Source organism: Streptococcus sp. 4094 (assembly GCF_013277125.1).
Classification (GTDB): Bacteria; Bacillota; Bacilli; order Lactobacillales; family Streptococcaceae; genus Streptococcus.
In genome coordinates this window covers 16,381-42,461 of sequence record NZ_VMMI01000012.1, presented here as the reverse complement: position 1 = coordinate 42,461, position 26,081 = coordinate 16,381, and the positions used below count along the sequence as shown (strand labels likewise).

The following is a 26,081-nucleotide window of genomic DNA, read 5'->3' as shown; positions in this document are numbered from 1 at the left end:
AACAAACTAAGAAACTAACCTGTAAGATTGTAGGTAGAGAGGTTGTACCTGCAATATATGTCTGTCAAGTTTAGTGACGTAAATAGTAGAAGAACGATGAGAAGGCATAGAGAGAAGATAAATCAGCTTCAGCAGGTATCTGGAAAATTTGATTTTATAGAAAAGCCTTTTGTTACAAACTCAATATACTATCAATAAATAATATTATAGAAGCAACAATAATTAAAATTTCACCTATCTGCATCATTCTATTTCGAACTTTAAATATATGTTCTATCAAAAACACTTGGATCACACACATTATAGGAATTAACGTTTTTGAAATTGAAAAATATCCAAATAAATAAACTATAAACAACAAAAATAGAACTAGATTATATTTCTTATTCAAAACATTCCTCTCTATATTTTTGATTACCAATCTTAATCATTTATAACTACATTCTAACAAACTATAAAAGCGTTTGTCGAATTGAATTTATCAAGCAAGCGACCAACTATCTCATCTTTTTTCTATTTCTGCCAATATGCGTGACAGGTAGTAATGATAGCCAAAAATAGCAAGAGCAAGCAAGAGGATAAGAACTCCTACTCCCAAGCTGATGGCAAGGACAGGGGCGAGAGACTGAACCAAGAATAAGCTCCCTATTACAAGGGCCATTAAGATTGCACTATAAACCAAAATCAAAACAATTGCTACTATACGATTTGAACGGTTCACCAGGTCCGTAATGTTACTCCAATTGGTTGACAAATTTTTCACGTCCTTAAGGTAATGGTGGCAAGAAAGGATGACACTGGCAAGGATCCAAACTACAAGAAGGTAAATCATCGAAAGGATGGGCAAGCCTAGATATAGAGAAAGACCAAGTAAAGTCAGAACTGGTAAAAAGGACTGGACAGCAAATATAATCCAAAATTTCACTTTCACATAACGAGCAAAGTCAAAGGGTAAACTCTTAAGAAAATCAACATTTTCCCTCTCCAAGGACAAGGCAATTGAATGCAGGCTGGTGATATTGTTATTGACAACTGCTATAAAGAGAGCTACAAAAAACAAGGGTAACCAGTATGGAGGATGAATGTCTGGAACTATCTGAGAATCTCGGATTTTGGAAATCAGACCAATCATCATGAGATAAGGAAGGAAAGCACTTGTAAAAAGCACTGTAATCACGCCAGTCCCCTGTCCCAAGAGGGTGAGGTGGTAGCGTAAAACCATACGGAAAAATCCCTTTTTAGTAGTTGAAATTCTCTCCTTACTGCGACGTTCTTTCTTGACCTTCTCCTCACTGTTAAGCAGAATCACGTCATAAAAATGAGGAAGAACCTTCTTTTTGGTCAGGTAAAGTAAGAAGACAGTTAGAGTTATCCAAGCGAGCAGACCCAGTATGGCTTCTGTCGAAAAAGGCTCCACTGCTATTTTGTAAAAGATATGAAGAGGATAAAGGAGAAATGGAATGTCTCTAACTTTGTCAACAATACTTCCAAAAGTCGACTGTAGAAAGAGGACAAATATTAAAGGTATGAGAACTCCTATCCCAATCATCACATTGGCAAAAATAGACTGATACTTTCTGAAGACCGTAGTCTGAGCCAAGAAATGTACTGCCACTATCATCACTAGAGTCACAGAGACAAATAATAAGGCCAAGGACAGTAGCATCAAAGGCAAGCCCAGCCAAAGAGAAGGAGCTAGCCTAATGTAAAGGGCTAGAAAATAAGCTGGGATTGGTAAAATTCCAGTTAGAGCTGGCAAGAGAACAGACAGTCCTTTAGCGATTATAATCTCTGATTCTTTAAAAGCATAGGGCCTATAAGATGCCAAGTCCTTACTCTCATAAAAGACATTGTAAAAGGCAGTGAAAGAAGTTGAAAAGGCAACCACTAGTAAAATAGCAACCATGAAACTAAAATAAATAGGCATTTCCTCAAAAGGAAAATGAATGGCTATAATACTAAAAAAGATGAGCATCAAGAGACTGAAAAAAATGTAAGAACTTAGGACTCTAGCGGAAACATTTACTTTTTTCCCAGGATTCTTAGCCTGCTTCTTTCGTAGGTTAGCCAGATTAGCTTCTTGAGATGAATAGAGGATATTGATATCAACTAATTTTTTAATGACCTTGAGACGCATCCGCAACCTCCTCTTTTCTACCAGCAAGACTAAGGTAGATACTTTCCAAAGACTGGTCTGGGTGGTCTTTTCTCAAGTCCTCTACACTACCACAATAAATCAAATGCCCCTTTTTCAAAATGGCAATCCGATCACAGACTTGCTCAGCTACCTCTAGGACATGGGTTGAAAACAAGACTGTCTTGCCTTTTTGCGCATGCTCCTTCATCATTTGCTTCAAATCAAAGGCAGCCTGGGGATCCAAACCAGTCAAGGGTTCGTCCAAAACCCAAATATCGGGATCGGACAAGAGTGCTCCGATGACAAAGACTTTCTGACGCATTCCGTGAGAAAGAGTTTCAATAACCTGATAGCGGTTTTCAGCAAAATCAAAAACGTTCAATAGCCTAGCTAGACTAGCCTCCAAGTCAGAGCTAGTCAGATCATAGGATGAGGCGATCAATTCCCAAAATTCATTGGCCGTTAAACGTAAAAATAAGTCAGGCGAGTCTGCAACGTAGCCAATCTTTCGTTTGATAGCCAAGCGATTTTCCGATAACTCCTGACCATCTACCAAAATACGACCACTGCTGGGCGAAATGATACTGACTAAGGATTTTATGGTGGTCGATTTCCCAGCACCATTATGGCCAATCAAGCCCATAATCTCCCCATTTTCAATCTGCAAATTGAGATTGTTCAAGGCCTCTTTATCACCATACAACTTACTAACATTTTGAAATTCAATCATGGGATGACTCCTATCTTTATCTATATTACATACTATTATACTAGCACTTTGATACAAAAAAATCAATACTTTATTTTAAGTAGATACAATAGTTTCCTTCTATCTTACGCAAACGTTTGCGCCAAGAGATACTTTATGATAGAATAAAGAACAAGATTCACAAGTAAGAGGAAACATCATGCAAAATCAAACACTCATGCAATACTTTGAATGGTATCTGCCCCATGACGGTCAGCACTGGACGCATCTGGCTGAAGATGCTCCACACCTAGCTCATCTGGGGATTAGCCACGTCTGGATGCCACCAGCTTTTAAGGCAACCAATGAAAAAGATGTAGGTTATGGGGTCTATGATTTATTTGACTTAGGAGAGTTCAACCAAAAAGGGACTGTCCGCACCAAGTATGGTTTCAAAGAAGACTATCTTCAAGCCATTCAAGCCCTTAAAGCACAGGGAATTCAACCTATGGCCGATGTAGTTCTCAACCATAAGGCTGCTGCCGATCACATGGAAGCCTTTCAGGTCATCGAAGTGGACCCTGTAGACCGTACGGTTGAACTTGGAGACCCCTTCACCATCAATGGCTGGACTAGCTTTACCTTTGATGGTCGCCAAGATACCTACAATGACTTCCACTGGCACTGGTACCACTTCACAGGTACAGACTACGATGCAAAACGCCGAAAGTCTGGGATTTATCTGATCCAAGGGGACAATAAGGGCTGGGCCAACGAGGAATTGGTCGATAACGAAAACGGTAACTACGACTACCTCATGTATGCCGACCTAGACTTTAAACATCCTGAAGTCATCCAAAATATCTATGACTGGGCTGATTGGTTCATGGAAACGACTGGTGTAGCTGGTTTCCGCTTGGATGCCGTTAAGCACATTGACTCCTTCTTCATGCGCAATTTCATCCGAGATATGAAGGAAAAATATGGTGATGATTTCTATGTTTTTGGTGAATTCTGGAATCCTGACAAGGAAGCCAATCTAGACTATCTTGAAAAAACGGAAGAACGCTTTGACCTTGTCGATGTTCGTCTCCACCAGAATCTCTTTGATGCTAGCCGAGCAGGTTCCAACTATGACCTTCGTGGTATTTTCACAGATAGCCTGGTTGAACTCAAGCCTGACAAGGCTGTGACTTTTGTCGACAACCACGATACACAACGAGGTCAGGCTCTTGAGTCTACCGTTGAAGAATGGTTTAAACCAGCAGCCTATGCCCTCATTCTGTTACGCCAAGATGGGCTTCCATGTGTTTTTTACGGAGACTACTATGGGATTTCAGGGCAGTATGCTCAACAAGATTTCAAAGAAGTTCTTGACCGCCTCCTACTCATCCGAAAAGATTTGGCCTATGGAGAACAAAATGACTACTTTGATGATGCTAACTGTATCGGTTGGGTACGCTCAGGTGCTGAAAATCAATCCCCAATCGCAGTATTGATTTCAAATGACCAAGAAAACAGCAAATCAATGTTTGTCGGCCAAGAATGGGCTAACCAAACCTTTGTAGATCTACTTGAAAACCACCAAGGTCAAGTTACAATTGATGAGGAAGGTTATGGACAATTCCCTGTCTCAACTGCTTCGGTAAGTGTCTGGGCAGCCAATACAATCTAATTGCCAATGATTATTAAGTCAGATCCAATCGGATTTGGCTTTTTTCTATTCACAAAAAAGACCTACCCAAATGGATAGATCTTTATACTCAATGAAAATCAAAAAGCAAACTAGGAAGCTAGCCGCAGGCTGTACTTGAGTACGGCAAGGTGAAGCTGACATTGTTTGAAGAGATTTTCGGAGAGTATTACTTGATTACAATTTACCTGCTACTGCATCCAACAATTCTTGGATTTTAGCTTGGTTGCTTCCTCCTGCCATGGCCATGTCTGGTTTACCACCACCACGTCCATCGACGATTGGTGCCAATTCTTTGACAAGGTTTCCTGCATGAAGGTCTTTTGTCTTGCTTGCTACAAGGACATTGACTTTGTCACCGATAGCGGCAACTAGGACAAGAAGATCAGAGTAGTCTTTTTGTTTCCAGTTGTCCGCAAAGGTACGAAGAGCACCTGCATCTGATACAGAAACTTGGCTAGCAATGTAACGGTGACCGTTGACTTCCTTAACATCCTTGAAGATGTCTCCTGCGGCTGCAGCTGCGGCTTTTTCCTTCAACTCAGCATTTTCTTTTTGCAATTGACGAAGTTGTTCTTGAAGTCCTTCTACTTTATGAGGCACTTCCTTGACTTGAGGTGCTTTCAAGGTTGCTGCGACGGCTTTAAGAGCGTCTTCTTGTTCACGGTAGGCTTCAAAGGCTTCCTTACCAGTTACAGCCAAGATACGGCGAGTTCCTGATCCGATCCCTTCTTCTTTGACAATCTTGAAGAGACCAATTTCAGAAGTGTTGCCAACGTGAGTACCACCACAAAGCTCGATAGAGTAGTCACCGATAGTCACGACACGGACTTCCTTGCCGTATTTCTCACCAAAGAGGGCCATAGCTCCCATTTCTTTGGCAGTGTCAATATCCGTTTCAACTGTCTTCACTTCAAGAGCTTCCCAGATTTTTTCGTTGACTTGCTGCTCAATCGCACGCAATTCTTCAGCAGTTACTGCTTGGAAGTGGGTAAAGTCAAAGCGAAGGAATTCAACTTCGTTAAGAGATCCTGCTTGTGTCGCATGGTTTCCAAGAATGTTGTGAAGAGCAGCGTGAAGCAAGTGAGTCGCAGTGTGGTTTTTCATAACACGGTGACGACGATTTGTATCAATTGCCAAGGTATATTCTTGGTTCAAGGCAAGCGGTGCAAGGACTTCAACAGTGTGAAGAGCTTGTCCGTTTGGTGCTTTTTGAACATTTGTTACAGTAGCCACAACCTTACCTGACTCATCCAAGATTTGTCCGTGGTCAGCGACCTGTCCACCCATTTCAGCGTAGAATGGCGTTTCCGCAAAGATAAGTGAGGCAGTTCCTTCTGACACAGCTTCTACTTCTGCATTGTCAGCCACGATAGCCACCAATTTAGAAGACAATTGGCTAGCATTGTAGTTGAAAACACTTTCTACAGTGATGTTTTGAAGGGTTTCATTTTGCATACCCATTGAGCCACCCTTGACGGCTGATGCACGCGCACGTTCTTGCTGTTCTTTCATAGCTGCTTCAAAACCTTTACGGTCTACAGTCATACCAGCCTCTTCAGCGATTTCTTCAGTCAATTCAACTGGGAATCCATAAGTGTCGTAAAGTTTAAATACATCTGAACCAGCAATGACAGATTGACCTTTTTCTTTCAAGTCAGCTACAATGCCTTGGGCAAAGTGTTGACCTGAGTGAAGGGTACGTGCAAATGATTCTTCTTCGCTCTTAACGATTTTTTCAATAAAGTCACGTTTTTCAAGTACTTCTGGGTAGTAGCTTTCCATGATTTTTCCAACGGTTGGAACGAGTTTGTAAAGGAAAGGCTCGTTGATTCCCAATTTTTGACCATGCATAGAAGCACGACGGAGAAGACGACGAAGGACGTAACCACGACCTTCATTTCCTGGAAGGGCACCATCACCGATGGCAAATGACAAAGAACGGATGTGGTCAGCGATAACTTTAAAACTCATGTTGTCGCCATCTTGGTCATAGATCTTACCAGACAATTTCTCCACTTCACGAATAATAGGCATGAAGAGGTCTGTTTCAAAGTTAGTCTTAGCACCTTGGATAACGGCCACCAAACGCTCCAAACCAGCGCCCGTATCAATGTTCTTGTGTGGCAATTCCTTGTATTCGCTACGAGGAACAGCAGGGTCTGCGTTAAATTGTGACAAAACGATGTTCCAGATTTCGATATAACGGTCGTTTTCGATATCTTCTGCAAGAAGGCGAAGACCGATATTTTCTGGATCAAAAGCTTCTCCACGGTCAAAGAAGATTTCTGTATCAGGTCCAGAAGGCCCAGCACCGATCTCCCAGAAGTTGTCCTCGATTGGAATCAAGTGACTTGGATCCACTCCCACTTCAATCCAGCGGTTGTAAGAATCTTTATCATCTGGATAGTAAGTCATGTAAAGTTTCTCAGCTGGGAAGTCAAACCATTCTGGGCTTGTCAAAAGCTCATAAGCCCAAGTGATAGCTTCATCACGGAAGTAATCCCCGATAGAGAAGTTCCCCAACATTTCAAACATGGTATGGTGACGTGCAGTCTTCCCTACGTTTTCGATATCGTTGGTACGGATGGCTTTTTGGGCATTGGTAATACGTGGATTTTCAGGAATGATGGTCCCGTCAAAGTATTTCTTAAGGGTTGCTACCCCAGAGTTGATCCACAAAAGTGTAGGGTCATTTACAGGAACCAAGCTCACTGATGGTTCTACTGAGTGACCTTTGGTCGCCCAGAAATCAAGCCACATTTGGCGGACTTGTGCACTAGATAGTTGTTTCATATTGTCTCCTTATTTACTTGTTTAATGTGATTGGCTTTCCAGCATTTCCACATAGTCAATCGCGACACAGAGGGAAATGACTAGGTCTGCATAAGCATCCTCAAGAACCGTTACGGTATAGGTAGAGGTCAGATGGAAGAGTTCCTTCTTAATTTCCGCAATCAGCTGATCGCGATCATCCAGCAATTTGAAATCCAAATCCCAGATATTGCCCTCGATACGAAGACCTAGATTATCAAACTCATACTTATCTCGCCAGAAGGTCAACTTCTTACGAATGACAAAACTCGAGCCATCCCTAAGCTGAATCTCAAAACGAGGAAGCAAGGTCAAGATTTCTTTACTGATCTGACTGACTTGTTCACCAGCCACATCATAGATGGTAAAAGTTTTGGGAATCTTAAAAAATGATCCCTCCACCTGATAGGCGATTTCTCCCCTGTCATCCTTGATAGCGAAGCGTTCGCCTCCAAGACGAAACTTTTGTTTGACAAGAAATGTTTTCATCAACACCTCCAAAAATCAAAAGACAAGCTCATATCACGAAGGGCGAAAAACCGCGGTACCACCTTCATTCAATGAACTTGTCATTCTCTTGTTCTTATGCAATTGTTAAATTGAGTAGCATGACTTTCTAGCTTAGATGGCTCGCAGCACCGCCATTTCTCTGGACTAAGACAAGAGAAAATCAATTCTCAACTTTCTTATTATAACGTTTTTTTAAGTTTGCGTCAACTGGAAATGATTCCTATTTAAATAACCCATTCCCTACATCTCAGATTACTTTTTCAGAATATACTTTTTCTTACTGCCATTTTTCTTTTTATCCCAACTTTTATCCCAAGTTTTTGAATATTTCATAATAAAAGACACCAAATTATTTAATTTTGGTGTCTTTATCTGCTCTCTAAATATTTTAAATTGTTTATTTCTTAAGATTTTTTACTATTAAAAAAATGATGATTAGAAAGAGAGTTATAGTAAGAGCGACTGTCATCAAACCAAACATTCCCATTTTACTTCACCAGTGTAACTAGATAGTCTGCGTCGAGCTCTGCTCGAAGAGCTCCGTCCCAACTTGGGCCGTTAATCCAAGGAACACTGAGTTGAAATGTGAAATATGCTGTTGCTCTCCTATTACTTTCATGCACTAAATTTGCGGAGTTTGTGCCTACTAGATGGAAATACCATAAATCATATGCGCTGGTAATGTTACGAGTATCTATTGTGATATAGAAGCCACAGTTAAATATCCCGCGTCTGTAACTTATATGATAAGTTCCGTTACTAGCTTTTTCACTACCAACTTGTGCCCATCTAAAACTGGTTCTAGGTCTGTCAGCAACCTTTGTAACGGTAATTACATTTTCTTCCCCAGAATTATCTGTAAATACTTGTGTAGCAGAATCCCCGACTTTCATTACTAAAGATGTTCTTGTTTCATAACTACCGTTATTGTCAATATTTTCATCTGCCTTTGTAGTTGAAAATGTTGTTAAAAACAATAAACTAGCAACTGCTGTTAAGAAAATCATAAACTTCTTTTTCATGATTTATTCCTCCTATCTTTTTTAAAAGCATAGAATATTTAGAGAGTTTCTTGTGTTTGTGTTTACGCTTACATTATACCATAAAATATTGTTATTGCAAAGAAAAAGAGTTAAAAAAACGAACCAGCTCTAACTGATTCGTTTCGTGACTGCTAACTCCTACTTCCGATACATTTTAAACTGCAGGAAGAGGTCGCTATATTTTCCTGTCCATTTATGGTCAAATTTCTCATAAACTTCTAGGTGTTTCATAGTTTCAGCGTCTGGATAGAAGGCTTTGTCTTCTTTTTTCTCCTCTGGTAGCAGTTCCTTGGCTGGTAGGTTTGGAGTTGAATAGCCGACATACTCCGCATTTTGGAGAGCATTTTCAGGTTTCAACATAAAGTTGATAAAGGCATAGGCTGCATCTTGGTTTTTGACTGTTTTGGGAATGACCATATTGTCAAACCAAAGGTTGCTGGCTTCTGTCGGTACCACATAGCGTAGATTTTCATTTTTTTCTAGCATTTGGCTGGCTTCACCAGAGAAGGTCACGCCGATAGCAGCGTTATTCTGAATCATGTATCCCTTCATCTCGTCCGCCACAATAGCCTTGATATTTGGAGTGAGCTTGTAAAGCTTGTCCACTGTCTCTTCCAACTGCTGGGTATCCTTGGAGTTGAGGCTGTAGCCTAGCGAATTGAGTCCTAGTCCCAGCACCTCACGCGCCCCATCAAAGAGCATGATAGAGTTCTTATACTCTGGCTTCCAGAGGTCATCCCAATGCTCAGGCACTTCATCGACCATAGTTTCATTGTAGACAATTCCCAGTGTTCCCCAGAAGTAAGGAATAGAGAATTTATTACCTGGATCAAAGGATTGGTTGAGAAACTCTGGTCCGATATTTTCGATTCCTTCAAGTTTTGAATAATCAAGTGGCACCAAAAGGTCTTCGTCCTTCATCTTGTTAATCATGTACTCACTTGGGATGGCAATATCATAAGTCGTTCCACCCTGCTTAATCTTGGTATACATGGCTTCGTTGGAATCAAAGGTCTCATACTGGACTTGGATTCCTGTTTCTTCTGTGAATTGCTCCAAGAGTTCTGGATCGATATAGTCTCCCCAGTTGTAGATAACCAGTTTTTGACTATCTCGGCTATTGATTTTACTATCGAGATGAGTCGCAATTCCCCACAAGACAAGGATAATGGCTACAATTCCTGCTAAAAATGAATAGAGTTTTTTCATGCTTGCTCCTCCTTCTCACGTGAGATAAAGTAATATCCAACAACTAGGATAATACTAAAGAGAAAGACAAGGGCAGACAGGGCATTGATTTCTAGCGAAATCCCCTTGCGAGCTCGAGAGTAAATCTCGACTGAGAGGGTTGAAAAGCCATTTCCCGTTACAAAGAAGGTCACGGCAAAGTCATCTAGCGAATAGGTGAAGGCCATGAAATAACCTGCAATGATAGACGGTGTCAGGTAAGGAAGCATGATTTCCTTGAACATCTGAAATTGACTGGCTCCCAAGTCGTAAGCCGCATGAATCATGTCGCCATTCATTTCCTTGAGTCGAGGCAAGACCATCAAGACCACGATAGGAATGGAGAAGGCCACGTGACTGGAAAGAACTGTCAAGAATCCAAGTGAAAACTTGAGTTGGGTAAAGAGAATCAAGAAGCTAGCACCAATCATAACATCAGGAGCAACCATGAGGATATTATTGAGGGAAAGAAAGGCTTCTTGGTATTTCTTACGAGACTGATAAATGTAAATAGCACCGAAAGTCCCGATAATGGTCGCTATCAAGGCTGACAGAAAGGCCAAGAAAAAGGTCTGAGTCACAATCAACATGAGACGACCATCGCCAAACATGGTTTTAAAATGGCTCAAACTAAAGCCTGTAAAGCTGTTCATGTCGTTGCCTGCATTAAAGGCGTAGCCAATCAAGTAAAAGATTGGCAGGTAGAGGACAAGAAAGACCAGTCCCAGATATAGATTGGCAAATTTTTTCATCGTTCTCTCCTTTCCTTGGTCACCCACATGGTGATGAACATGGTCAGAATGAGAATCACACCGATGGTTGAACCCATACCGTAGTTGTCATTGGTCAGGAAGTTCTGCTCAATGGCTGTCCCCAAGGTGATAACGCGGTTCCCACCAATCAAACGGGTCAGCATGAAGAGACTCAAGCTTGGAATAAAGACCGACTGAACTCCACTTCGCACGCCGTTCATCGATAAAGGGAAGATGACATGACGGAAGGTCTCCCACTTGGTCGCACCGAGGTCATAGCTGGCATTGATGAGATTGTTATCCATATCGTCCAAGACATTGAAAATCGGCAAAATCATAAAGGGAAGCTCGATGTAGCTTGCGACAAAGATGAAGGAGAAATCGGTAAAGAGCAATTGCTGTGAACCGATTCCGATAAATTCCAAGAATTGGTTAATAGAGCCATTCTGACCAAAAATCCCGATAAAAGCATAGGCTTTAAGGAGCAAATTGATCCAAGTAGGCAGGATAATCAGCATAAGCCAGAGTTGACGGTGCTTGAGACGGGTCAAAAAGAGGGCTGTTGGATAGCTGATAAGCAAGGTCACAAAGGTCACAATTCCTGCATAGAGTACAGAGTTGAAACTCATTTTTAGGTAGGTCAAGTTTTGTGACGCAAAATAGGACTTATAATTTTCTAAACTGAATTGTCCTTCAATGTTGAAAAAGGATTGGCCGAAAATCAATACCAAGGGTGCCAGGACAAAGAGTGCAATCCAAAGCATGTAGGGCACTACAAAGAGTTTAGAGCTTGTTTTCTTCATCTCTTTCCTCCTCGATTGCATTGATCAAACCTGCTTCTTGCTCTTCGATTTCCACGTATTCTTCGATACGGGCATCGAACTCTTCTTCGGTTTCATTGAGACGCATGATGTGGATGTCTTCTGGTTCAAAGTCCAGACCGATTTCCTCACCCACAATGGCCTTGCGAGTCGAGTGGATCATCCATTCATTTCCAAGTTCGTCATAGGCAATAATCTCATAGTGAACCCCACGGAAGAGCTGGGTATCGACCTTAACTTGGAGCTTGCCTTCTTCAGGAAGGGTAATCCGCAAATCCTCTGGACGAATAACAACCTCAACAGGTTCATTTGGCTTCATCCCACCATCAACCGCTTCGAAGCGTTTGCCGTTGAACTCAACCAAGTAGTCCTCAATCATGATTCCTGGCAAGATATTTGACTCACCGATAAAGGTGGCAACAAAGTGATTGATCGGCTCATCGTAGATATCCACAGGTGTTCCAGACTGGACAATCTCGCCATCATTCATAACGAAAATCCAGTCACTCATAGCCAAGGCTTCTTCCTGATCGTGAGTGACAAAGACAAAGGTAATGCCCAATCGTTGTTGCAGTTCACGCAGTTCGTACTGCATATCTGTTCTTAATTTCAAGTCCAGCGCTGACAGAGGCTCGTCCAGCAAAACCACACGGGGTTGGTTGATGATGGCACGGGCAATAGCCACACGCTGACGTTGTCCTCCAGAGAGTTTACGGATGGAACGTTTTTCGTAACCTTCCAACTGAACCATCTTGAGAACTTCCGCTACGCGTTTCTCGATTTCTTTCTTGTCAATTTTACGCAAGCGGAGCGGAAAGGCAACATTTTCAAACACATTCATATGTGGAAACAAGGCATAGGATTGGAAGACTGTATGGACGTCTCGCTTGTTGGTTGGAATGTCATTGATACGGACACCATCCAGCAAAATATCTCCTGTCGTCGCATCCAGTAAACCTGCAATGATGTTAAGGATAGTTGATTTCCCTGAACCAGATGCGCCTAGAAGGGTGTAGAATTTCCCTTCTTCCAACTCAAAGTTGATGTCTTTGAGAACCTTAGTGTTGCTGTCTTCAAAAACTTTTGAGACGTTTTTGAATTCAATAATTGGTTTTTTCAATTGTCATTTATTCCTTCTTTTTCATAGATTAACAGATCAGGGCTCTGTCAGGCCGCTACTACCTCGTGTAGGAGATTGAACTGCCTACATTCTTCTGCACTAACGATAGGCTTTCACCCCCTTTCCATGACATAGCAGCAGCTTTTCAACTACAGCTTCCTACTTGCTTTCACCTAGAATACGGACTTCTCTCTCAAGAGTAACGCCAGAGTGTTCCTTGACTTTTTCGATAACAGACTCAATCAAGTCTTCGTAGTCTTTGGCCGTTCCGTCAGCAACATTGATCATAAATCCCGCGTGCTTTTCAGACACTTCTACGCCACCGATACGATAGCCTTTCAAGCCAGCTTCTGAAATTAATTGACCTGCAAAATGACCTACTGGACGCTTAAAGACCGAACCACAAGATGGATATTCTAAAGGTTGCTTGAGTTCGCGTAGGTGCGTCAAACGGTCCATTTCCTGCTTGATAACCTGATGGGTTCCTGGAGCAAGGGCAAATTTAGCTGACAAGACAACTGCACCAGACTCTTGAATGGCTGAGTGGCGGTAACCAAAAGCCAAGTCCTTGGCAGACAGGGTTTCGATTTCTCCATCCTTGGTCAAGACCTTACAAGACTGCAAGATGTGGGCAATCTCGCCACCATAGGCACCGGCATTCATAAAGACAGCACCACCAACGCTTCCAGGAATGCCACAAGCAAACTCAAAGCCAGTCAAACTATGACGAAGGGCAATGCGAGTTGTCTCAATCAAGTTGGCTCCTGTTTCTGCTTCGATGGTATATCCATCAACTGAAACGTTATTGAGCTTGTCACACAAGATGACAAATCCACGAATCCCACCATCACGAACGATAATGTTGCTGGCATTTCCAAGAACCATCCAAGGAATATTTTCTTGATTGGCAAATTTGACAAGGCGAGCCAACTCAAAACGATTTCGTGGAAAGACCAGATAATCAGCCTCTCCACCTACTTTTGTATAACTATAACTATGCAAGGGTTCCTTAAAACGGATATCAATTCCTTCTAAGATTTCAAGCATTTTTTCTCTTACAGACATGTCACTCTTCCTTTTACAAAATTCATTCCATTATACCATTTTTAAGACCATTTGACGACCCTAAAAAAATCTTGGGCTTATTTTAAACAAAAAAGAGGTTTCCCCTCTTTTTATGATTTTTTACAAAAGATTGCCTTGGTTCCATAGGCAACCAGAACGAGCTCCAGTGCTAGGACCACTTCAACCAAGACTGGATTTGTCAGCCAGCCAACTTGGACTAGAGATGGTGCCAGATCAAAGAAGGCATGTAGGCCATAGGCTGCTAGGAGATAAATCCATTTCTTCTGGCGAATAGCTTGGTAAACCCAAACTGTCAAAAGTAATTGGAAACCTAGCGCCAAGATTCGCTCAAAACCAAGCAAATAAATCTGCCAGATTGATAGCGACTGGATGGTTTTCAACATATTTTCAGACAGTAATTGCATAATCTGTGGATTTTGCGTTTGAACTGCCGAAAGAACGATGTAGAGATTGATCAAACTAGTAAGGCCTAGGAAAATCAACTCCAAGCCACCATGCCCCAAGCCATAGGCCAAGGCATCTGCCTTTTCCAAACTTCTCTTTTTCTCCAACCATTTGAAAAAAATAAGGCGAGCTGTTTCCTCAAAAAATGCTGCCATGGCTAGACCATAAATGATATAGACAAGCGGATGATCCTGCAAGAGGGCAATACTACCGTCTTTTTGAGGATGCAAAACCAAGATATGCACCAGTTTTTCCAAAATCTGTGAAGAGACAAAGAAGGCAACAGCCCCCAAGCCCAAGACAGCTAAATTGATCTGGTATTTCTTTTTGGCATACCAAATGCTCCCAAACAGAAAAGCTAGCAACAGCACCATGGTAATGATAATATGAATGGTCATTTTCTTCTCCTATTCTGCCTTTTCAATATCTTTTTTCATCTCGTCAACATTGAACTTAGCAAACAAGTATTGACGGTCTTGGACTGGGAAACGTTGGTCCAACTGGTCAACTGCTCCCACCTCGATAATGCCTTCCTTGATGACAAAGTCCATGACATGCCCACCGAAGGTCAAATCATCTGAGATGAAGTGGAGATGATAGCCTGCCACACTGACTCCATGGAAAATCTCTGGCGTCCAGAAACCAACGATGGTTCCCGCCACATTGTCACGACTATATTCAGGTTGATGGGTTGCTACCTCAGCAAACTTGGTATCTGGTGTTGACTTGGGAATCATACGCACATGCATATGCGAAAATTCCCCACGAATCTTGATCGATCGGAAAAGATTTTCCCCATCATAATAAGACTCGATTCGCTCTTCCAATTCCTTGTCCGTCATCTCAAAGCGCTGGCGGAAAATGACCTCTGCCTGATGTGGTACTACTGCTGCATAAGGAATAAGGGCATCTGGTGATACTTCTACAATTTCTGGTTGTTCTCCTGAGCCTTTGGCCTGATAGGCCTTGCCATCCAAGACAATCAATTCTCCATCAATAGAATCCAAGGTTCCCAAACCAAGGTCACCATGTTCTAGCAATTCTCCTACTGTCATAGTACCACCATAAAGGCCAGCCATCAAGGCTCCAAGGGTATTGTATTGAAATAATTTCACTGGTTCCTGCACGTTCTTATCCATTCACTTTCTTGTCTGTTATTCTATAAATCTTACTCCTAAGTATACCACATTTGCTCCTAGATGTGAACGAGAGAAACACTCTAGACATTGCCAAGAAGGAAAAAAAAGGGTACAATGTAACAAAATCAAGGGAGGTCTGGAATGAAGAAACAAAGCAAGTACCAAGAGGTTGTTTCCTATCTGAAAAATAGTATCGAGTCTGGACGATTTCCGACGGGAAGCCGCCTGCCTTCTATTCGTCAACTGAGCCTTGACTTTCACTGCAGCAAGGACACCATTCAACGAGCCCTGCTGGAATTACGGCACGAACAATACCTCTATGCCAAGCCCCAGAGTGGTTACTATGTCCTAGAACAAGGGCAACACCAGGACCTAGAAATTGAGGTTACGGACGAACACGCCAGCGCCTATGACGATTTCCGACTCTGTGTCAATGAAACCTTAATTGGCCGGGAAAACTACCTCTTCAACTACTATGACAACCAAGAAGGATTAGAAGACTTAAGACAATCCATTCACCAACTCCTCTTTGACCAAGCCCTCTACTGCAAGGCTGACCAACTGGTACTGACCTCTGGAACCCAACAAGCCCTTTTTATCCTTTCTCAAATTTCCTTTCCTAGCCAAGCCAAGGAAATCTTGGTGGAACAACCGACCTACCATCGAATGAATCGCCTCTTGATTGCTCAAGGTCTGGACCATCAAACGATTGAACGAGGCATTGATGGGATTGACTTGAAGGAGCTGGAGCGACACTTCAAGACAGGAAAAATTAAGTTTTTCTATACCATTCCTCGATTTCACTATCCTCTAGGCCATTCCTATTCAGAGCAGGACAAACGGGCTATTCTTGACTTAGCTGCCAAGTATAGTGTCTATATCGTAGAGGACGATTATCTGGGTGATTTGGACTCCAAGAAGGGCCAAACCTTCCACTATCTGGATACAGAAGAGCGCGTCATTTATATCAAGTCCTTCTCAACCAGCCTCTTTCCAGCCTTGCGGATAACAGCACTCATCCTTCCAAATGCTATCAAGGAAGCCTTTGTGGCCTACAAAAATATCCTAGACTACGATAGCAACCTCATCATGCAAAAGGCCTTATCACTCTATATCGACAGTCAATTATTTGAGAAAAATCGTCTGGTTCGCTTGTCCAATCAGGAAGCTCACCAGAAGCAAATCGAGGAAAGACTAGCTAACACTCCTTGTCCCCTTCCTCATTATCCCCTTCACGATGGTTTATTACTAGACCTGAGACAATATCCTAAAATTGCTAGTCTCAAACACAGCCAACTGGGCTTGGATTTCTTTGAAGAGGCCTATTTAAGCACCTGTCCTTATCAATTTGCCAAGGTGTCCTTAGACAATCTGGAAAATGTTTTAGACTATTTAAAAGCAGAATTGGACTGACTTCCAACTCTGCTTTTTCTTATACTCTTCGAAAATCTCTTCAAACCACGTCAGCGTCGCCTTACCGTAGATATATGTAACTGACTTCGTCAGTCTTATNNAGCAACCTGCGGCTAGCTTCCTAGTTTGCTCTTTGATTTTCATTGAGTATTATTCTTCAATTTCTGTTAGGCTTGCTGCCTTTTCAAGATATTTTTGGTAGGTACCGTCATCCTTGAGTTTTTGGATGACCTTGTCCACCACTTCTTTCAAATCAGCACTATTTTTTCTAAGGGCAACTGCATTGGCTTCGCCGTCCTTCATCTTCAAGCTAACAGTTGCGACAGCTAGGTCTGTATTTTTAGCAGCATAGCTAAGAGCAACAGGCTCATCCATATGAACGGCATCTACTTTTCCAGCCTGTAACTCATTGACAGCTTCACCCATATTAGTTAGGGAAGTCAATTGAGCTTTTGGCAATTGTTCCTTGACCATAGCTTCTGGAACAGTCCCTTTTTGGGCTGCAATATTAGCACTTTCAAGGCTAGTTAAATCCTTGTATTTTTCTACATCAGCCTTACGAACCAAGAAACTAATCTTGTTTTCATAGTAAGGGATTGAAAAATCAAAGACTTCTTTTCTCTCGTCAGTAGCGCTAATTCCCGCAACCGCTAGATCAGCCTTACCTGTTTGAAGACTAGTCAAGACATTGTCAAAACTCATGCTTGAGATTTCCAACTTAACCCCAAGTTCATCAGCGATAGCTTGGGCCATATCAATGTCCGCACCGACTACCTGGTTTTTTCCGTCAACCAATGATTGGAACTCAAAAGGTGCATAGTCAGGACTAGTCGCCACAACTAATTTCCCCTTTTGCTTAATGGCCTCAACAGCTGACTGAGAACCATTAGAACCCGACTGGCAAGCTACTAAGAAGAAACTTGCAAGAAAACTACATAAAACAAATATCCATTTTTTTGATTTCATAAATAAACAACCTCTCTGTTAATTTTGTATAATTATAACGCTATCCAAGTTACTTGTCAAGTGTTTTTTGAATTTTTATCTTAAAAATATTTTTTTTCATTCAAGAAAAGGAGCTATCAGTTGATTTCAAGCTCCTTTTTATACAGAATGAATCTGTTTTATAGTTCGACAATCTTGCCTGTTTCAAAGTAAACAACCCATTCACAGATATTCTTGGCATAGTCTCCAATACGTTCCAAGAAGGCAATCACTTGGAAGTAATCACGACCTGTAACAATGGCATCAGGATTTTTCTTGATTTCTTCTGTAGCCAAGTCACGAATGCTATCAAAGTAATGGTTGATTTTTTCATCCATGGCTGCTACTTCATAGGCCTGGTCTACTGAACCATTGAGATAGAGTTCAAGGGCTGCTTCAACGAAGTTCTTGACATCGCGACCCATTCTCTTGATTTCTTCTTCAACAGCTGGGATGCGTTGCTCCCCCTTCATACGAATTGCCGCCTTGGCAATGGAAACGGCATGGTCCCCCATACGTTCCAAGTCAGATACAGCCTTCAAGACTGTCAAAACAGTACGCAAATCTTGAGAAACGGGTTGTTGAAGGGCAATCATTTCAAATGATTTCTTCTCCAACTTCACTTCGTATTCGTTTACTTCTGCATCGTCTTCGATGACTTCCTTGGCCAAATCACGGTCGTGCGTAACAAAGGCACGCACTGTACGATTGATTTGGGATAGCACTTCTTGTCCCATAGCGTAGAACTGGTTGTGCAATTTCTCTAAATCTTCTTCAAATTGAGAACGTAACATCATTTATCTCCTTATCCAAATTTTCCTGAAATATAATCTTCTGTTTCCTTGTGTTGTGGGTTTAGGAACATCTTCTTGGTATCGTTAAACTCAATCAAATCTCCATCAAGGAAAAATCCTATCTTGTCAGAGATACGAGAGGCTTGTTGCATGGAACGCGTAACCAAGAGCATGGTGTATTTATCTTTTAGACCATACAAGGTTTCCTCAATCTTACCAGCCGAGATAGGGTCCAAGGCTGAAGTCGGTTCATCCAAGAGAATGATTTTAGGACTGGTTGCCAAGACACGGGCAACACAGACACGTTGCTGTTGTCCACCTGAAAGACCGATAGCTGAATCATGCAGGCGATCCTTGACCTCATCCCAGATAGAAGCTCGTTGTAGGGCTTTTTCTACCGCTTCATCCAGAACCTGCTTATCCTTAACTCCATTGATACGAAGCCCGTAAACAACATTTTCGTAGATAGACATAGGGAAAGGGTTCGGTTGTTGAAAGACCATACCGATTTCCTTACGCAATTCAACCGTATCGGTACGTGGACTGTAAATGTTGTGGCCGTTGTAAACCACCGAACCAGTTGTAGTCACCTCTGGATTGAGATCCCCCATGCGGTTGATAGCCTTGAGAAGAGTTGACTTCCCTGATCCAGATGGACCAATCAAGGCTGTAATTTCCTTAGGTTGGAAAGATAGGGAAACACTATTCAAGGCCTTCTTTTGATTGTAGTAAACGGACAGGTCTGACACCTGTAAAATCGCTTCTGTCATACTGTTTCCTTTCTATCCAAAGTGTCCTGTTACGTAGTCATTGGTTGACTGTAATTTTGCATTTTGGAAAATATTAGAGGTCTTATCGTACTCGATCAAGTCACCCAAGTAGAAAAATCCTGTGTAGTCACTAGCACGCGCAGCCTGCTGCATACTGTGGGTCACGATGATGATGGTAAAGTCCTTCTTCAATTCCAACATGGTTTCTTCTAGCTGAGCTGTCGCAATCGGATCCAAGGCTGACGCTGGCTCATCCATCAAGAGGATATCTGGTTTGACAGAGATGGCACGAGCGATACAGAGACGTTGCTGCTGACCACCTGATAGGGTCAAGGCCGACTTGTATAAATCATCTTTGACCTGGTCCCAAAGGGCAGCTTGACGAAGAGAGGTTTCTACAATTTCATCCAAGACTTGCTTGTCCTTAACCCCTGCACGTTCATGGGCAAAAGTGATATTGCGGTAGATAGACTTAGCAAAGGGATTTGGTCGTTGGAAGACCATCCCGATATGCTTGCGCATTTCATAAACGTTGATTTCTGGACGGTTAACATCAATTCCTTGATAAAGGATTTGACCTGTTACCTTGGCAATATCAATGGTATCATTCATACGGTTGAGACTGCGGAGGTAGGTTGATTTCCCTGAACCAGAAGGGCCAATTAAGGCTGTAATTTTATTTTTTTCAAATTGCATATCGATGCCCTTGATGGATTCATTTTTACCGTAGTAAACATGTAAATCCTTAGTAGAGAGGGCCACTTTCTCTTCAGGAAAGGTGATGATATGCTTTTCATCCCAATTATATTTTGACATGGCTTCTCCTTTAGGCAGCGGTTAATTTCTTATGTAGGTAACTTCCGAGTTTACGAGCTCCAAAGTTAAAGATGAGAATAAAGATGAGGAGCACGGCCGCAGAACCTGCTGATACGATAGTTCCATCAGGAATAGTACCTTCACTATTGACTTTCCAGATGTGGACAGCCAAGGTTTCTGCTTGACGGAAGATAGAGATTGGGCTAGTAACACTGAGAATATTCCAGTTAGACCAGTCAAGGGCTGGAGCAGATTGTCCTGCTGTATAGATAAGTGCAGCCGCCTCACCAAAGATACGACCAGAGGCCAAGACGACACCCGTTACAATACCTGGGAGAGCTTCTGGAATGACCACATGGACCACAGTCTCCCAACGAGAAATCCCAAGGGCTAAACCAGCTTCACGTTGCGTATGGTGAACGTGTTTCAAGCTATCTTCAACATTACGTGTCATCTGAGGCAGGTTAAAGACTGTCAAGGCCAAGGCACCTGAAATGATTGAAAATCCATACTCAAACTGAACTACAAAGATCAAGTAACCAAAGAGACCCACAACCACTGATGGTAGTGAAGACAAGATTTCAATACAGGTTCTGACAAAATTGGTCACAGGACCTTTTTTGGCATATTCAGCTAGGAAAATCCCAGCTCCCATAGACAAAGGCACAGAGATAATCAAGGTGATGACCAGAAGGAAGAAGGAATTATAGAGCTGAATTCCAATCCCTCCGCCTGCTTGGTAAGAAGATGATTTGCCAGTCAAGAAAGACCAAGAGATGTGGGGCAAACCACGAACCAAGATATAAAGAATCAAGGATGCCAGGATGGCAACGATAATTCCTGCAATTGAGTAGAGGACAGCTGTTGCAATTTTATCTAATTTCTTAGCGTGCATAGTTTTTCTTTCCTCTTTCTTTCGTAATCAATTTAATCACACTGTTGAAGGCCAAACTCATCAAGAGCAAGACTAAGGCCAGTGACCAGAGAACGTTATTGTCAACTGTTCCCATAACGGTATTTCCGATACCCATGGTCAATACAGAGGTCAAGGTCGCAGCAGGTGTTGTCAATGAAGTTGGGACAACGGCTGAGTTTCCGACCACCATCTGAATGGCCAAGGCCTCACCAAAGGCACGCGCCATCCCAAAGACCACTGCGGTGAAAATCCCTGAACGCGCTGCCTTTAAGGTCACGCGCCAGATGGTTTGCCAACGAGTGGCCCCCATAGCCAAACTAGCTTCGCGGTAATGACGAGGCACCGCACGCAAGCTATCGGTTGTCATAAAGGTTACCGTCGGTAAAATCATAACAAAGAGAACGAAAATCCCTGACAAGATCCCAAAACCAGTTCCACCAAAGACACTGCGGACAAAGGGAACTACGACCTGCAAACCAATAAATCCATATACGACTGAAGGAATCCCAACCAGCAATTCAATGGCTGGCTGCAAGATTCTAGCACCTTTTGGTGAAACTTCGGTCATGAAGACTGCCGCACCAATGGCAAAAGGAGTTGCGATAAGGGCTGATAGGATTGTGACAATAAAGGAACCCAAAATCATTGGAAGGGCACCAAATTGTTTACCTGAAGGATTCCAAGTTTGTCCAAAGAGGAAATCAAAGATGTTGACCCCATTGACAAAGAAGGTCGACAAACCTTTTTGGGCTACGAAAATCAAAATCATAGCCACAATGATGACAATCAAAGACAGACAGGCAAAGGTCAAGCCTTTTCCTAATTTCTCTAGACGAGAGTTCTTTGAGGGAGAAAGTAATTTTTTAGCTAATTCTTCTTGATTCATTAGTGACTCCCTTCTAGTGCTGTCACCGTTCCAACAGCGTCTTTTTCAACCTTCATTTCCTTGACAGAAATATAGCCCATTCCCTTAACGATTCCGCTTTGCGCTTCATCAGAGAGGACAAAGTTGAGAAATTCTGCCACCAATTCATTTGGTTGGCCTAGGGTGTACATGTGTTCATAAGACCACAAAGGCCAGTTATTGGTCGTAACATTTTCTGAAATCGGCTCATAGCCATTCAACTTCATGCGTTTCACCGAGTCATCCACATAGGCAAAAGCTAGGTAAGAAATGGCTCCTGGTGTTTGGGAAACAATGTTTTTGACCATCCCGTTTGAATCCTGTTCTTGACTCTGCATAGCAGATTGGCCATCCATAACAACACTATCAAAGGTTGCACGCGAACCAGAACTTGCCGCGCGGTTGATAATGGAAATGGCTAGGTCTTTCCCACCGACTTCTTTCCAGTTGGTCACTTGACCTGTGAAGATGCTACGGAGTTGTTCAGTTGTCAGATTTTCAACGTCAACTTCCTTATTTACAATCACTGCCAAGCCCGCTACAGCAACCTTGTGGTCTACTAGAGCGGATGCGTTGATACCGTCTTTTTCCTCGGCAAATACGTCTGAATTTCCTACATCAACGGCTCCAGATTGAACCTGAGACAGACCTGTACCAGATCCTCCACCTTGGACGTTGACTGTTTTTCCAACGTGCAGAGAGCCAAATTCATCTGCTGCTGCCTCGACCAAGGGCTGAAGAGCCGTTGAGCCAACAGCTGTCATGGATTCTCCACGATCAATCCAGCTAGCACATCCCGCCAAAGAACCTGCCAGCAAAAGAGCCGCAAGGGATAGAGCGAGTTTTTTCCTTTTTTTCACTGTTTTTCTCCTTGAAAATAATGGTGAATGCTGTGAATTTTTTCAACTATTTATTTATGTTTTTCTTTTGATAATTGGGAGCCAACTAAAGTTCTTATACTCAATGAAAATCAAAGAGCAAACTAGGAAACTAGCCGCAGGCTGTACTTGAGTACGGCAAGGCGACGTTGACGCGGTTTGAATTTGATTTTCGAAGAGTATTAGCTTGGTTTAACTAGAAATTTGCTTAGTTACCTTTCCACCAATTTTGACTTAAAATGAAAGACAATTTGAAAAAAATCCATACTTCCACTATAACATAGACAAGCTACTTTGACTAGCATTTTCACTTGAATCTGAGGCCTTTAGGAAAATAATTTTTCAAAACATTTCCAGTCACCTTAGCAAAGCCCAAACCATTGCCTTGAACCAAAACTTGGTACCAACCATTTGGCATACTTTCCGCCAGCTGAACGGTTTCTCCAGCCACATACTTTACAAACGCTTCTTGGTCAATTTCAACTGACTGCTTGACCTGACTCGGTTTCAAGGCTAGACCAAGAGCGAAACTGGGTTCAAAGCGTTTCTTCTTAAAAGTACCCAAATGCAGACCATTCCGAGCAATCTTGAGTTTTCCTAAATCTGGCAAGAGTTCTGGCAAGAGATAAAGCTGGTCTCCAAAAGTCTGCAAGATACCCGGTAGATTGACCTGCAAATGTTTTTGGGCAAATTCCTGCCACAAGGCAACTTGTTCACGGCTGAGATTGCTCTTACTTGCCTTACATTTAGGTGCTGTATTTTCTCCTTTAAATTGCAAATGGGCTACAAACTGACCTTCTCCCTTAAACTGATGAGGATACATCCGAGCCGTTTCTGGCAGGTCAATACCAGCTACCATTCCATTGATATGCTCTACTGGCAACAAGTCAAAATCATAGTCCTCCAGTAGCCAATTGACAATCTCTTCGTTTTCCTCAGGAGCCCAGGTACAGGTTGAATAAACCAAGCGACCACCTTCAGCTAGCATGGTTACTGCATCTGCCAGAATTTCTCTTTGCAAGCTAGCGCATTGACTCGGATAATCTAATCTCCAATAGTCCATAGCATCTGGTTGCTTACGAAACATTCCTTCACCAGAGCACGGGGCATCAAGAACGATTAGGTCAAAATAGCCTTTAAAAACCTTAGCCAAACGGTCAGCAGATTCATTGGTCACCACGACATTTGTCGCCCCAAATCTCTCCATGTTTTCTACTAAAATCTTAGCCCGTTTGCTTGAAATTTCATTGGAAACGAGAAGACCCTCCCCTGCTAGATAGGCTGCTAGCTGAGTTGATTTACCACCTGGAGCAGCGGCCAAATCCAAGACCTTCATCCCAGGACTGGGCTTGGCTACCTGAGCCACCATCTGAGCAGCGGGTTCTTGCGAATAAACTAAACCAGTAGCATGCTCAGGCGATTTCCCTGAAACCTTCCCATAATGTCCCCAAGGAGTTTGAGGAATGTCATCAGGAAAGGAAACTGGCGCTTCTTTTAAAGGATTGACCCGAAAAGCCGAAACCGCTTCCTCCTCAAAAGAGGCAAGAAAATCTCTTGCCTCATCTCCTAGTATCTCTTCATATTTTTCAACAAATCCTTCTGGAAATTGCATTTAAGTTCTTTTCCTTTCGTAAATATAGGACTGAATTTCCTCCAGCATCTCAAGAGGCACCATCATGACCGGCTGTCTGGTTTGAAAATCAGGAGCTTTACCAGAAAGGGTCACCACCCGATAGCCCAGACCTTCCCCTAAAATACTAGCTGCAGCATAATCCCATGGTTGCAGATAAGTGACATAGGTCAATAAACGCCCTGACAAAATCTTGGCAAAACTAATGGCCGCACTCCCATAGACACGAACACCAAGTACTGCTCGACTCAAATCAGCCAGCCCCCATTCGTTGGTTTCCAGCATGCCACTATTTCCCGCAATGAGAAAATCTCCAAGTGGTTTGGCTTTAAAGGGAGCTAGGAGCTTATCGTTTCGACAAACTGGAAAGGCTCCACCACCATGGTAACAATCCCCTTTGACAACATCATAAATCAGTCCAAACTGCCCCTGACCATTTTCAAAATAAGCCATCATGACAGCAAAATCTTCCTGCTGAGCCACAAAATTATTGGTACCATCAATGGGATCAATGACCCAAACCTTGCCCTCTTGAACCGAGGCTCGCAGACAACCTTCTTCAGCACAAATCTTATCCTCAGGATAACGGGACAGAATCTCACCAACCAAGAGTTCCTGAACTTCCTTGTCCAATCTGGTCACCAAATCCGTTGGAGAGGACTTGGTCTCAATCTGCAAGTCTTCCTGCATATGGTCAAGTATATACTGGCCTGCCTTCTTGACGAGCTCTTTGGCAAATTCAAATTTACTTTCCAAGAGAAATCTTTCCTTCCCCTTTTTCCTTGGCAGCCTGAACTGCTCGGTAAAGCGAATAGCCACTAACTGTTTCAAATTCTCGTCCCAAACGTTTTTCTTCGCTCTTGCTTGGCACGACCGCCTTGAATCCCTTATAAGAGTCCAGTAACTTTTTAGCCTCTACCTTGCCTTCATAGGCAGCTTCAACATCATTAAAAAAAGAAAGCACTGAAGCAAGTTCTTCAGTGCTCCACGACAAATCTAGTGGGTAACTATACTGTTTGTTCATTAACTAATACCAGCTCTCATTCTTGCTTCTTTTAGTTCTTGCTTACGGTAACTACGAGGGAGAAAAGCACGAATCTCATCTTCATTAAAACCGATTTGCATGCGTTTGGCATCGATAATAATGGGACGACGCAAAAGACTAGGATACTGCTCAATCAAATGAAGCAATTCCGATACCGAGATACTCTCTACATCAATATTCAGTTTTTGAAAAATTTTTGAACGAGTTGAAATGATGTCATCAGTACCATTTTCGGTCAAGGAAAGGATGTGTTGCAATTCTTTTCTTGTTAAAGGACTGGTCATAATATTGTGTTCCACAAAGGGAACCTTATGTTTTTCTAACCAGGCCTTAGCCTTACGACATGATGTACAGCTCGGTGATAGAAATAGTGTAATCATGCTTTTCTCTTCTTATCTATACTTTGCTACTTCTATTATACAAAAAAATAAAGCGCTTGACTAGAGATTTTTAGAAA

The 26,081-nt window shown here is 42.4% G+C and carries 25 protein-coding genes; 2 read left to right on the top strand and 23 right to left on the bottom strand.

The annotated features are described in order from the left end of the window. Nucleotides 1–502: 502 nt before the first annotated feature. The gene (locus tag HT721_RS04000; protein ID WP_173229001.1) at nt 503–2,137 is read right to left on the bottom strand and encodes a hypothetical protein; all 1,635 of its coding nucleotides are present in this window, start codon (nt 2,135–2,137) and stop codon (nt 503–505) included. Continuing rightward, on the bottom strand, nt 2,118–2,867 hold the full coding sequence (locus HT721_RS03995) for an ABC transporter ATP-binding protein (RefSeq protein ID WP_173228998.1): 750 nt from the start codon (nt 2,865–2,867) through the stop codon (nt 2,118–2,120). Before HT721_RS03995 ends, HT721_RS04000 begins: the two co-directional genes overlap by 20 nt. 178 nt (nt 2,868–3,045) lie before the next feature. Between HT721_RS03995 and HT721_RS03990 the strand changes: the two genes are divergently transcribed. Continuing rightward, complete coding sequence (locus HT721_RS03990; RefSeq protein WP_173228996.1) at nt 3,046–4,500, top strand: alpha-amylase; 1,455 nt, start codon at nt 3,046–3,048, stop codon at nt 4,498–4,500. A 195-nt stretch (nt 4,501–4,695) separates the two neighbouring features. Here the strand turns inward: HT721_RS03990 and alaS are convergent, their stop codons facing one another. The 10 genes from alaS to budA all read right to left on the bottom strand — a co-directional run bounded on the left by alaS (nt 4,696) and on the right by budA (nt 15,474). Continuing rightward, nucleotides 4,696–7,314: an alanine--tRNA ligase gene (gene alaS / locus HT721_RS03985; protein WP_173228994.1), complete on the bottom strand. Its 2,619-nt coding sequence runs from the start codon at nt 7,312–7,314 to the stop codon at nt 4,696–4,698. Nucleotides 7,315–7,335: 21 nt separating this feature from the next. Then, nucleotides 7,336–7,821 (bottom strand): LURP-one-related/scramblase family protein, encoded by a 486-nt coding sequence (locus HT721_RS03980; RefSeq protein ID WP_173228992.1) that lies wholly within the window; start codon nt 7,819–7,821, stop codon nt 7,336–7,338. A 509-nt stretch (nt 7,822–8,330) separates the two neighbouring features. Then, a complete protein-coding gene (locus HT721_RS03975; protein WP_023939759.1) occupies nt 8,331–8,864 on the bottom strand; it encodes a DUF5626 family protein in 534 nt (177 codons plus the stop codon). 159 nt (nt 8,865–9,023) lie between these two features. After that, on the bottom strand, nt 9,024–10,094 hold the full coding sequence (locus HT721_RS03970) for an ABC transporter substrate-binding protein (RefSeq protein ID WP_023939757.1): 1,071 nt from the start codon (nt 10,092–10,094) through the stop codon (nt 9,024–9,026). After that, nucleotides 10,091–10,864 carry an ABC transporter permease subunit gene (locus tag HT721_RS03965; RefSeq protein WP_000712740.1) on the bottom strand — a complete coding sequence of 258 codons (774 nt, stop codon included), beginning with the start codon at nt 10,862–10,864 and terminating at the stop codon, nt 10,091–10,093. The genes HT721_RS03970 and HT721_RS03965 overlap by 4 nt, the downstream gene beginning before the upstream one ends. Next, nucleotides 10,861–11,667, bottom strand: a complete 807-nt coding sequence (locus HT721_RS03960) for an ABC transporter permease (protein WP_000753801.1) — start codon at nt 11,665–11,667, stop codon at nt 10,861–10,863. Before HT721_RS03960 ends, HT721_RS03965 begins: the two co-directional genes overlap by 4 nt. After that, nucleotides 11,648–12,805, bottom strand: coding sequence for an ABC transporter ATP-binding protein (locus HT721_RS03955; protein WP_042750955.1), 1,158 nt, complete (start codon nt 12,803–12,805; stop codon nt 11,648–11,650). The genes HT721_RS03960 and HT721_RS03955 overlap by 20 nt, the downstream gene beginning before the upstream one ends. A 159-nt stretch (nt 12,806–12,964) precedes the next feature. Then, complete coding sequence (murB, locus tag HT721_RS03950; protein ID WP_173214092.1) at nt 12,965–13,870, bottom strand: UDP-N-acetylmuramate dehydrogenase; 906 nt, start codon at nt 13,868–13,870, stop codon at nt 12,965–12,967. A 110-nt stretch (nt 13,871–13,980) separates the two neighbouring features. Next, the gene (locus tag HT721_RS03945; RefSeq protein ID WP_173214089.1) at nt 13,981–14,733 is read right to left on the bottom strand and encodes a YhfC family glutamic-type intramembrane protease; all 753 of its coding nucleotides are present in this window, start codon (nt 14,731–14,733) and stop codon (nt 13,981–13,983) included. A gap of 9 nt (nt 14,734–14,742) precedes the next feature. Further along, nucleotides 14,743–15,474 carry an acetolactate decarboxylase gene (gene budA, locus HT721_RS03940; protein WP_000360314.1) on the bottom strand — a complete coding sequence of 244 codons (732 nt, stop codon included), beginning with the start codon at nt 15,472–15,474 and terminating at the stop codon, nt 14,743–14,745. Between the two features lie 141 nt (nt 15,475–15,615). Here budA and HT721_RS03935 point away from each other — a divergent pair, with 141 nt between their 5' ends. Beyond that, a complete protein-coding gene (locus HT721_RS03935) occupies nt 15,616–16,887 on the top strand; it encodes a PLP-dependent aminotransferase family protein (RefSeq protein ID WP_173214087.1) in 1,272 nt (423 codons plus the stop codon). Between the two features lie 150 nt (nt 16,888–17,037). Here the strand turns inward: HT721_RS03935 and HT721_RS03930 are convergent, their stop codons facing one another. The 11 genes from HT721_RS03930 to HT721_RS03880 all read right to left on the bottom strand — a co-directional run bounded on the left by HT721_RS03930 (nt 17,038) and on the right by HT721_RS03880 (nt 26,004). Beyond that, the gene (locus HT721_RS03930; protein WP_173214085.1) at nt 17,038–17,853 is read right to left on the bottom strand and encodes an ABC transporter substrate-binding protein; all 816 of its coding nucleotides are present in this window, start codon (nt 17,851–17,853) and stop codon (nt 17,038–17,040) included. 158 nt (nt 17,854–18,011) lie between these two features. Further along, nucleotides 18,012–18,665 carry a phosphate signaling complex protein PhoU gene (gene phoU / locus HT721_RS03925; protein ID WP_000946458.1) on the bottom strand — a complete coding sequence of 218 codons (654 nt, stop codon included), beginning with the start codon at nt 18,663–18,665 and terminating at the stop codon, nt 18,012–18,014. An 11-nt stretch (nt 18,666–18,676) separates the two neighbouring features. Continuing rightward, the gene (gene pstB / locus HT721_RS03920; protein ID WP_173214083.1) at nt 18,677–19,435 is read right to left on the bottom strand and encodes a phosphate ABC transporter ATP-binding protein PstB; all 759 of its coding nucleotides are present in this window, start codon (nt 19,433–19,435) and stop codon (nt 18,677–18,679) included. A 12-nt stretch (nt 19,436–19,447) separates the two neighbouring features. Next, nucleotides 19,448–20,251 carry a phosphate ABC transporter ATP-binding protein PstB gene (gene pstB / locus HT721_RS03915; RefSeq protein WP_173228990.1) on the bottom strand — a complete coding sequence of 268 codons (804 nt, stop codon included), beginning with the start codon at nt 20,249–20,251 and terminating at the stop codon, nt 19,448–19,450. Nucleotides 20,252–20,261: 10 nt separating this feature from the next. Next, on the bottom strand, nt 20,262–21,146 hold the full coding sequence (gene pstA, locus HT721_RS03910; RefSeq protein ID WP_000543046.1) for a phosphate ABC transporter permease PstA: 885 nt from the start codon (nt 21,144–21,146) through the stop codon (nt 20,262–20,264). Further along, the gene (gene pstC / locus HT721_RS03905) at nt 21,136–22,053 is read right to left on the bottom strand and encodes a phosphate ABC transporter permease subunit PstC (RefSeq protein WP_001070903.1); all 918 of its coding nucleotides are present in this window, start codon (nt 22,051–22,053) and stop codon (nt 21,136–21,138) included. Before pstC ends, pstA begins: the two co-directional genes overlap by 11 nt. Next, complete coding sequence (locus tag HT721_RS03900) at nt 22,053–22,931, bottom strand: phosphate ABC transporter substrate-binding protein PstS (RefSeq protein WP_173228987.1); 879 nt, start codon at nt 22,929–22,931, stop codon at nt 22,053–22,055. The genes pstC and HT721_RS03900 overlap by 1 nt, the downstream gene beginning before the upstream one ends. A gap of 325 nt (nt 22,932–23,256) precedes the next feature. Further along, nucleotides 23,257–24,561, bottom strand: a complete 1,305-nt coding sequence (locus HT721_RS03895) for an RsmF rRNA methyltransferase first C-terminal domain-containing protein (protein ID WP_173228985.1) — start codon at nt 24,559–24,561, stop codon at nt 23,257–23,259. Next, nucleotides 24,562–25,335, bottom strand: a complete 774-nt coding sequence (locus HT721_RS03890) for an inositol monophosphatase family protein (RefSeq protein ID WP_173228983.1) — start codon at nt 25,333–25,335, stop codon at nt 24,562–24,564. It abuts the gene before it with no gap. Continuing rightward, nucleotides 25,325–25,603: a UPF0223 family protein gene (locus HT721_RS03885; RefSeq protein ID WP_001041974.1), complete on the bottom strand. Its 279-nt coding sequence runs from the start codon at nt 25,601–25,603 to the stop codon at nt 25,325–25,327. Before HT721_RS03885 ends, HT721_RS03890 begins: the two co-directional genes overlap by 11 nt. Next, complete coding sequence (locus tag HT721_RS03880) at nt 25,603–26,004, bottom strand: Spx/MgsR family RNA polymerase-binding regulatory protein (RefSeq protein WP_000631259.1); 402 nt, start codon at nt 26,002–26,004, stop codon at nt 25,603–25,605. The genes HT721_RS03885 and HT721_RS03880 overlap by 1 nt, the downstream gene beginning before the upstream one ends. Nucleotides 26,005–26,081 lie beyond the last annotated feature (77 nt).